The organism is Streptomyces sp. NPDC006552, assembly GCF_040611655.1.
Lineage (GTDB): Bacteria > Actinomycetota > Actinomycetes > Streptomycetales > Streptomycetaceae > Streptomyces.
Genome location: NZ_JBEXOS010000012.1, coordinates 134,252 through 144,050, shown reverse-complemented (window position 1 = coordinate 144,050; position 9,799 = coordinate 134,252). Strand labels below are relative to the sequence as shown.

Below are 9,799 nucleotides of genomic sequence, written 5' to 3'. Positions count from 1 at the left end.
GTTACATTCCGAACCCGGAAGCTAAGCCTCATAGCGCCGATGGTACTGCAGGGGGGACCCTGTGGGAGAGTAGGACGCCGCCGAACTATTTTTGATAAGAAGCCTCTGGCCTCGAGCATTACGCTCGAGGCCAGAGGCTTTTTTGTTGCCCGTCACTTCGCGTTCACGTTCCCCCACCACCATCCAAGCCATGGGCACAGTTGCAATGCTGCAGGCCGCGGGCGTCGGAGTCGGGGACGAAGTGATCGTGCCGGCCTTCGGGAACGTCGAGGTCGCCGAAGCCGTCGTACAGGCCGGAGCGACCCCCGTCTTCGCTGACATAGACGCCGACACCTACTGCATCGATCCCTCGGACGTCGCCGAGCGCCTGGGCGCACGGACCGCCGCCGTCGTCGCCGTCCACCGCTTCGGCCACCGGGCCGACATCGGCCGGCTGCACGACCTCGGCAGCCGCCACGGGCTCCTCGTACTCGAACAGGGCGAGTCCGAGAAGCCGTACGACGAAGTGGCACAACGGCGCATGCACGCGGCCTACTTGAGCAGCCGGCTGAACGGTGTGCGGACGCCCGCGGGGCATGACGGGCACACCTGTCAGCAGTACGTCGTGCGGGTCCCCGGCAACGGGCGGCCCGACCGGGACGCCTTCGCCCGGGTCCTGCGCGGCAAGGGCGTCGCGTGCAGCGTGCCGGTGAAGACGCCCGTGCACCGTCTGCCGGCGTTCCGGCGCGACGTGAACCTGCCCGAGACCGAACGGGCCGCCGACGAGACGCTCGCCCTTCCCATCGACGGGACGATGTCGCGCAGGGAACTGCACCGCGTCGTGTCGGCGTGCAATGCGCTCGGTGGACTGCTGCAACCCGCCTTCTAGGCCGCAACGCGCCTTTGGAAGGCCGGTTCGAGAGGGCCTGAACGTCAGGTATGCTTTATTCCGTTGCCGAGCGGGAAACCGCGCACGTGACAGGCCCCTATAGCTCAGTCGGTAGAGCGTCTCCATGGTAAGGAGAAGGTCAGCGGTTCGATTCCGCTTGGGGGCTCGGTAATTGAGGCTCTCGCCCTGATCGGGCGAGGGCCTTTTTTCATGCCCCCGCCCGCCCGGGCGTCAGTCGTGCTGAAGGCCGGGCACCCGCATCGCGAGAATGGCCATGTCATCTGACGGGGCGTCCGCGGCGAACCGCTCGACCGCCCGCATGATGCGCCCCGCTACCGCACCGGCCGTCAGACCCGTACACCCCGCAAGGACGTCGGCCAGGCCGTCGTCGCCGAGCATGCGCGTGCCCTCGCGGCGCTCCGTGATGCCGTCCGTGACACAGAGCAGGACGTCGCCCGGGTCGAGGGTCATCGTCTGCTCGTAGAGTTCGAGGTCGTCCATGACGCCGAGCAGTGGCTGCGGTTCCGCGAACGGCTCGACCGAACCGTCCTGGCGCAGCCGCAGCGGGAGCGGGTGGCCGGCGCAGACCATCTTGAGGACGGCCGAACCGTCCTCCTGCGGCCACAACTCCCCGTAGAGCAGCGTCAGGAAGCGGCTGCGGGCGCCCTCGTCGAGGATCGCCGCGTTCAGGCGCTCCAGGACCGCCGGGCCGCCGAAGCCCTCGCGTGCCAGCAGCCGCAGCGCGTGGCGGGCCAGGCCCGTGACGGCCGCGGCCTCCGGGCCCGTGCCGCAGACGTCGCCGATCGCGAAGCCGTACGCGCCGTCGCGGATCGGGAAGAGGTCGTAGAAGTCGCCGCCCACCTCGTTGCCCTCGCCGGCCGCGCGGTAGATGACCTCGACCTCGACGCCCGGGACGTGCGGGAGCTCCGGTGGCAGGAGGCTGCGCTGCAAGGACTGGCTGATGGCCATGCGCTCCGAGTACAGGCGCGCGTTGTCCAGGGCCAGGGCCGCCCGGCGGCTCAAGTCCTCGGCCAGCTCCAGGATCTCCTGCCGGAAGTGCTCGTCCGTGGGCTTGCCGAGGGTGAGCATGCCGATGACGCGGTTACGGGCGACCAGCGGGAGGACCACTGTCTCGCCGCCGACCGCCGCGGCCGTCGCGAGCGTGGTGCCGATACCCGAGCTGACGCTGGCCGGTTCACCCAGGCCCAGACTGCGCATGGAGGTGCGCAACGCCGCCTGGTGGGCCGCCTCCGCGGGAGCGGCCCAGACCCGGGCGCCCGGCGTCGGCACGGGGTCCGGCGGGGAGATCTTGGCAAGGAGGGCCTTGAGGCCGTCGATGCGGTCCTCGTCCTCGTGCAGGACGTAGGAGAGGTACGGCTCCGAGGCCTGGTCCGCGATCATGTAGACCGCGCACCAGGTGGCGAGCGTGGGGACCGTCATCTGGGCCATCAACGCCAGGGTCTGGTCCCGGTCGAGCGTGCCGGCCAGCAGGTCGGAGGCCTCGACGAGGAAACTGAGGGAGCCGCGGCGCAGCTTTTCGAGCTCGCCGAGACGCGCCGACTCGACCGCCATGGCGATGCGGTCGGCCGCGAACTGCAGGCGCAGGGCCTCCTCGTTCGAGTAGCGGTCGGGCGCCTCCGCCGCGACGCCGAGCGAGCCGGTGAGGCGCCCCTCGACCTTCAGCGGAACCGTGACGACCGAGCGCATCCCCGTACCGTTCAACAAGGGGACCGCGCCCGGGACTTGGGTGAGGTCCTCATGGACGGCGGGCATCCGCGCCGAACCGTAGCGGCCGGGGCCGACCTCGACCGGGACGCGGGCGAAGCGCTGGCGGGCGGAGGGCAGGCCGGTGGAGGCGCGGACCTCGAGTTCCGTCTCGTCGTCAGTGGCGAGGAGGAGGAACGCGGAGTCGGCGTCGAGCATGTCGCGGGCGCGCTCGACCGTGCGCTGGAGCAGGCCGTCGAGGTCGTCGGGGGCCGGCGAGCCGATGAAGACCTCGAAGGGGTCGGCGCCCGGGCCCTCGGAGTGGGCGCCGTCCGTGGCCGGCAGGCGCAGCGGGGTCTGGAGCACCGCGCGCTCGTGGTCGCGCACGAGGAGACAGACCGTGGAGGGTTCGCCGTCGGTGCCGCGGACGCGCAGGTGGGAGGCGTAGACGGGGCTCACACGGCCGCTGGCGCTGCGGATGCCGTAGCTGCCCTCCCAGCGCGAGAGCTGGAGCGCGTCCACGATGCCGGTGCTGGTGCCGGGGGTGTGCGGCCAGGCGACGAGGTCGGTGAGGGGCTTGCCCAGGACGAGGTCGGCGGCGTAACCGAAGAGGTGCTCCGCGTCCTCGTTCCACGCGGTGATGGCGCCGGTCCTGTCGATCTGTACGACGGCGACGCGTACGCGCTCGTCGGCGAGGGGGAGCAGCTCGGTGGGGAGGACCGGGCCCGCGGCGCGGGTGCCGACGGAGCGCTCGGGGAGGTCGATCTGGAACCAGACCCGCTTGTGGGTGGCCGAATAGTCGACGCCCCAGCGGCCGGCGAGGGCCGCGCAGAGCTGCAGGCCCCGGCCGCCCTCGCGGTCCGGGCTGCTCATGGCGATCGCGGAGGACTGGAGCGGGATCTCCCGTTCCGGATAGCGGTCGGAGACCTCGATGCGGACGTGGTCCTCGGCGCGCAGGCACAGGACCTCGGCGGCCGTGCCGGCGTGCACCACGGCGTTCGTGACGAGTTCGCTGGTCAGGACCACGGCGTCATCGACGATGTCGGCATGGCCCCATCCCTGGAGGGTGTCGCGCACGAAGGAACGCGCGGTCGCGACGGATCGACCGACCGGTTCGAAAGTGGCAGCCGCGCGCGCGGTGATCACAGAACTCCCTGTACGAGTTGTACTCGCTGTACGAATGTCGAGGCCCAGGTCTCCCGTACCCATGCAGCGGCCGCCCCTCCGATGCCCGCTCGTTTTCCGCCACCGCCCAGGCCGGGCGGACCGGGGTGGGTGGACAGCCGTTGCCAAGGTTACTTACCTTCGCCGTCCATGCGGATGCCGGTCGCCGGAGTTTCCGTCCGGAGGGTGTGCGGAGGGTGTGCGAAGCTGCCGAACTGTTATGGCCTGGTTCCACCATGGTGAAACACTGGGCAAGCTTCCAGGAAGAACGCATTGGAGAGCCGATGCGACGGTAGAAGCGAACCCGAGCAGTCCAAGCAGTTCAGGTCGACCCCTGCGGGAGGGACACAGTGGAGTCTGGCGCACCGACGCGGGGCAGGAAAGCGCGCGCAGAAGGCGGACAGTCCCTGAATAAACAGCACAAGTCGCGCAATGGCACCACGACGGTGGACACGGCGGCGCTGAACAGGCTGTTGGCAGGTCTGGTCGCGATGCGGGACGGGAATTTCCGCAAGCGGCTCACGGTCAGTGGCGATGGCGTGATGTCGGAGATCGCCGCCGTCTTCAACGAGGTCGCCGACCGGAATCTGCATCTGACGGGCGAGCTGTCCCGCGTGCGGCGCATGGTGGGGCGGGAGGGCAAGCTCACCGAGCGCCTGGAGACGGGGGCCTGCGAGGGCTCCTGGGCCGCTGCCATCAACGCATCGAACGCGCTCGTCGACGATCTCGTACGGCCGGTCTCCGAGGTCGGCCGGGTGCTCACCGCGGTCGCGGAGGGTGACCTGTCGCCGCGGATGGAGCTGCGCTCGCAGGTCCCGGACGGGACGGGGCATCCCCTGCGGGGCGAGTTCCTGAAGGTCGGGCGGACCGTCAACAACCTGGTCGACCAGCTCTCCACCTTCACCGACGAGGTCACGCGCGTGGCCAGCGAAGTGGGGACCGAGGGCAAGCTCGGCGGGCAGGCGCGCGTACGCGGAATGTCCGGTTCGTGGAAGGACCTCACGGATTCCGTCAATACGATGGCGTACCGGCTCACCGCGCAGGTGCGTGACATCGCTCTCGTCACCACCGCGGTGGCCAAGGGCGACTTGTCCCGTAAGGTCACGGTTCACGTCGCGGGCGAGATGCTCGAGTTGAAGAACACCGTGAACACGATGGTGGACCAGCTGTCGTCGTTCTCTTCCGAGGTCACCCGCGTGGCCCGTGAGGTGGGTACGGAAGGCGAGCTGGGCGGGCAGGCGCAGGTGCCCGGTGTGGCCGGCGTGTGGAAGGACCTCACCGATTCGGTGAACCTCATGGCGGGCAATCTGACCGCCCAGGTGCGCGGGATCGCTCAGGTCACCACGGCCGTCGCCAACGGTGACCTGTCGCAGAAGGTGACGGTGTCGGCGCGCGGCGAGGTGGCCCAGCTCGCCGAGACGATCAACCAGATGACCGAGACGCTGCGGACGTTCGCGGACGAGGTGACGCGCGTCGCCAACGAGGTGGGCGCGGAGGGCCAGCTCGGCGGCCAGGCCAATGTGCCGGGCGCCGCGGGGACCTGGAAGGACCTGACGGACTCCGTCAACACGGTCTTCCGCAACCTGACCACGCAGGTGCGGGACATCGCCACGGTCACGACGGCCGTGGCCAATGGTGATCTGTCGCAGAAGGTCACCGTCGACGTGGCCGGCGAGATGCTGGAGCTGAAGAACACCGTCAACACGATGGTCGACCAGCTGTCGGCGTTCGGCTCCGAGGTGACCCGCGTGGCGCGGGAGATCGGCGTCGAGGGTGAGCTGGGCGGTCAGGCCCTGGTGGTCGGGGCGGCCGGGACCTGGAAGGACCTGACGGACTCCGTCAATACGGCGTTCCGCAACCTGACCGGTCAGGTTCGCAACATCGCCCAGGTCACGACGGCGGTCGCCAATGGTGATCTGTCGCAGAAGGTCACCGTCGACGTCTCCGGCGAGATGCTCCAGCTGAAGAACACCGTGAACACGATGGTGGACCAGCTCTCCAGCTTCGCCGACCAGGTCACGCGGATGGCGCGCGACGTGGGCACCGAGGGCCGCCTGGGCGGTCAGGCGCGCGTGGACGGGGTGAGCGGCACCTGGAAGGAGCTCACCGACTCCGTCAACTTCATGGCCGGCAACCTGACGTCCCAGGTGCGCCAGATCGCGCAGGTCACGACCGCGGTGGCGCGCGGAGACCTGTCGCAGAAGATCGACGTGGACGCGCGCGGCGAGATCCTGGAGCTGAAGAACACCATCAACACGATGGTCGACCAGCTCTCCGCCTTCGCGGACCAGGTGACCCGGGTGGCCCGCGAGGTGGGCACCGAGGGCCGCCTCGGCGGTCAGGCGCAGGTGCCCGGTGTCGCGGGCGTCTGGCGCGACCTGACGGACTCCGTGAACGGCATGGCGGGCAACCTCACCGCCCAGGTGCGCAACATCGCGCAGGTCGCCACCGCGGTGGCACGCGGAGACCTGTCGCAGAAGATCGACGTGGACGCGCGCGGCGAGATCCTGGAGCTGAAGAACACCCTCAACACGATGGTCGACCAGCTGTCGGCTTTCGCCGAGCAGGTGACGCGGGTGGCGCGCGAGGTGGGAACGGACGGCATCCTCGGCGGGCAGGCCGAGGTGCAGGGCGTGTCGGGTACGTGGAAGGACCTGACGCAGTCCGTGAACGGCATGGCCAACAACCTGACCCTCCAGGTGCGCAACATCGCCGAGGTCACCACGGCCGTGGCGCGCGGCGACCTCTCGAAGAAGATCACGGTCGACGCCAAGGGCGAGATCCTCGAACTCGTCACCACGGTGAACACGATGGTCGACCAGTTGTCGTCCTTCGCCGAGCAGGTGACCCGGGTGGCCCGCGAGGTGGGCACCGAGGGCCAGCTCGGCGGTCAGGCGCGGGTGCCGGGCGTCACCGGCATCTGGAAGGACCTGAGCGACAACGTCAACCTGATGGCGAACAACCTGACCATGCAGGTGCGCAACATCTCCCAGGTGGCCAACGCCGTGGCCAACGGCGACCTGACGCGGACGGTCACCATCGAGGCGCGCGGCGAGGTCGCGCAGCTCGCGGACACGTTCAACACGATGGTGAAGACGCTGAGTTCCTTCGCCGACCAGGTCACCAAGGTGGCCCGCGAGGTGGGCACGGACGGCATCCTCGGCGGCCAGGCCCGCGTCCCCGGGGTGGCCGGTACGTGGAAGGACCTGACCGAGTCCGTGAACGGGATGGCGTCGAACCTGACCGGTCAGGTCCGCAACATCGCGATGGTCACGACCGCCATCGCCAAGGGCGATCTGACCAAGAAGATCGACATCGACGCGCGCGGTGAGATCCTCGAACTGAAGACGACGATCAACACGATGGTCGACCAGCTGTCGTCCTTCGCCGAGCAGGTCACGCGGGTGGCCCGCGAGGTGGGTACGGAGGGCCAGCTCGGCGGCCAGGCGCGGGTGCGTGACGTGGACGGCACCTGGCGCGACCTGACGGAGTCCGTGAACGAGATGGCCGGGAACCTGACCCGGCAGGTGCGCGCGATCGCGGCCGTGGCCACCGCGGTGACCCGCGGCGACCTGAACCTCAAGATCGACGTCGACGCGGCGGGCGAGATCCAGGTCCTCCAGGACAACATCAACAAGATGATCTCGAACCTGCGGGACACCACGATCGCCAACGAGGAGCAGGACTGGCTGAAGGGCAACCTCGCGCGCATCTCGGGCCTGATGCAGGGTCGCCGCGACCTCGACGACGTGGCCTCGCTCATCATGAGCGAACTGACGCCGGTGGTCTCTGCGCAGCACGGCGCGTTCTTCCTGGCGCTGCCCCTGGACGACGGCGCCGACCCGACGACCGCGGCCGAGGACGCGTACGAGCTGCGCATGTGCGGCAGCTACGGCTACTCCATGGGGTCCATGCCGACGTCCTTCCGGCCCGGCGAGACGCTCATCGGCACGGCCGCGCAGGAACGGCGCACGATCCTGGTGGACAACGCGCCCAGCGGTTACCTGAAGATCGCCTCCGGGCTCGGTGAGGCGCCGCCGGCGCAGGTCATCGTGATCCCGGTGCTCTTCGAGGGGACGGTGCTCGGGGTGATCGAGCTGGCGTCGTTCACACCGTTCACGCAGATCCAGAAGGACTTCCTGGGGCAGATCGCGGAGATGATCGCGACGAGCGTCAACACGATCTCCGTCAACACCAAGACGGAGGTGCTGCTCAAGCAGTCGCAGGAGCTGACGGAGCAGCTGCGGGAGCGCTCCGCGGAACTGGAGAACCGGCAGAAGGCGCTTCAGGCATCCAACGCGGAGCTGGAGGAGAAGGCCGAACTGCTCGCCCAGCAGAACCGCGACATCGAGGTGAAGAACACCGAGATCGAGGAGGCGCGGCAGGTCCTGGAGGAGCGCGCCGAGCAGCTGGCAGTGTCGATGCGCTACAAGAGCGAGTTCCTCGCGAACATGTCGCACGAACTGCGCACGCCGCTCAACTCGCTGCTCATCCTCGCCAAGTTGCTGGCCGACAACGCCGACGCGAACCTCACGCCCAAGCAGGTCGAGTTCGCCGAGACGATCCACGGGGCGGGCTCCGACCTGCTCCAGCTGATCAACGACATCCTGGACCTGTCGAAGGTCGAGGCGGGCAAGATGGACGTCTCACCGACGCGGATCGCCCTGGTGCAACTCGTCGACTACGTAGAGGCGACGTTCCGGCCGCTGACGGCGGAGAAGCAACTGGACTTCTCCGTAAGGGTGTCGCCGGAGCTGCCCACCACCTTGCACACCGACGAACAGCGCCTCCTTCAGGTGCTGCGCAATCTGCTCTCCAATGCGGTGAAGTTCACCGACTCCGGCGCGGTGGAGCTGGTCATCCGGCCGGCGGGCGCGGACGTGCCGAACGCGATCCGCGAACAGCTCCTTGAAGCGGGCTCGTTGCGGGAGGCCGACGGTGACCTGATCGCCTTCTCGGTGACCGACACGGGCATCGGCATCGCGGCCAGCAAGATGCGGGTCATCTTCGAGGCGTTCAAGCAGGCCGACGGCACCACCAGCCGCAAGTACGGCGGCACGGGCCTGGGTCTGTCCATCAGCCGGGAGATCGCCCGGTTGCTGGGCGGTGAGATCCACGCGGCGAGCGAGTCCGGCCGCGGCTCCACGTTCACGCTGTACCTGCCGCTGCACCCGGCGGAGCTGCCGCCCCAGGGGTACACGCAGCTCGCCCCGGCCGTGGAGCCGGGACAGCCGCTCGCCCTGGACGCGGCGCCGCAGGAGCCGGCCGCGGAGGCGGAGGCCCCGGCGGAGGTGGCGCCGTACCAGGAGCCGCAGAACGGCGCCGCGACGCTCTTCCGGCGCCGCCGCCGGTCCGCCCCGGCGGGGGAGGGCCACACGGCGCTCTCCGGGCAGGCGACGCCCGTCCAGCAGGACTGGGACGACGAGGCGCAGGAAGCGCCCAAGGCGCGGCGCACGTTCCACTTCGGTGGCGAGAAGGTGCTCATCGTCGACGACGACATCCGCAACGTCTTCGCGCTCACCAGCGTCCTGGAGCAGCACGGACTCTCGGTCCTGTACGCGGAGAACGGGCGGGAGGGCATCGAAGTCCTGGAGCAGCACGACGATGTGACGGTCGTGCTGATGGACATCATGATGCCGGAGATGGACGGCTACGCGACGACGACGGCGATCCGCAGGATGCCGCAGTTCGCCGGGCTGCCGATCATCGCGCTGACCGCGAAGGCGATGAAGGGCGACCGGGAGAAGGCCATCGAGTCCGGCGCCTCCGACTACGTCACCAAGCCGGTCGACCCCGATCACCTGCTGTCCGTCATGGAGCAGTGGATGCGCGGTGAGTGACCGCGAGCCAGGAGGTTCCCGGGCCGTTGCTGACTGAGTGTGGCCGCATCCGTGTAGAAGTGCGGCAGCCGGGGAACCTTCTGGTCTCCTACTGCGTTTCTGCTACGTGCACAGTGACATCTCGGTGACAGGGTGTGGCGGCGAGCGGGGTGCGGCTACGATGACCGGCACAAGGACGGACGACGCAAGGGAGTCGTCCCCTGGGGCGGCGACAGGAGCCGCC

At 69.2% G+C, this 9,799-nt stretch carries 3 protein-coding genes, 1 tRNA gene and 1 rRNA gene; 4 read left to right on the top strand and 1 reads right to left on the bottom strand.

From position 1 onward, the window contains the following. The 3 genes from rrf to ABZY33_RS10535 form a co-directional block, all read left to right on the top strand. A 5S ribosomal RNA gene (rrf, locus tag ABZY33_RS10545) occupies positions 1–86 on the top strand; the annotation flags it as partial. A gap of 119 nt (positions 87–205) precedes the next feature. Further along, positions 206–868, top strand: coding sequence for a DegT/DnrJ/EryC1/StrS family aminotransferase (locus ABZY33_RS10540; RefSeq protein WP_356491144.1), 663 nt, complete (start codon positions 206–208; stop codon positions 866–868). A 93-nt stretch (positions 869–961) separates the two neighbouring features. Further along, positions 962–1,034, top strand: a tRNA-Thr gene (locus tag ABZY33_RS10535). A 65-nt stretch (positions 1,035–1,099) separates the two neighbouring features. Here the strand turns inward: ABZY33_RS10535 and ABZY33_RS10530 are convergent. Continuing rightward, positions 1,100–3,718 carry a SpoIIE family protein phosphatase gene (locus tag ABZY33_RS10530; protein ID WP_356491134.1) on the bottom strand — a complete coding sequence of 873 codons (2,619 nt, stop codon included), beginning with the start codon at positions 3,716–3,718 and terminating at the stop codon, positions 1,100–1,102. 368 nt (positions 3,719–4,086) lie between these two features. Here ABZY33_RS10530 and ABZY33_RS10525 point away from each other — a divergent pair, with 368 nt between their 5' ends. After that, a complete protein-coding gene (locus ABZY33_RS10525) occupies positions 4,087–9,576 on the top strand; it encodes a HAMP domain-containing protein (RefSeq protein WP_356491133.1) in 5,490 nt (1,829 codons plus the stop codon). The last annotated feature ends 223 nt before the right edge of the window (positions 9,577–9,799 follow it).

Bases quoted from the DNA above. Each gene is read 5' to 3' on its own strand.
- ABZY33_RS10540 (WP_356491144.1), top strand. From the start codon at position 206: ATGCTGCAGGCCGCGGGCGTCGGAGTCGGGGACGAAGTGATCGTGCCG.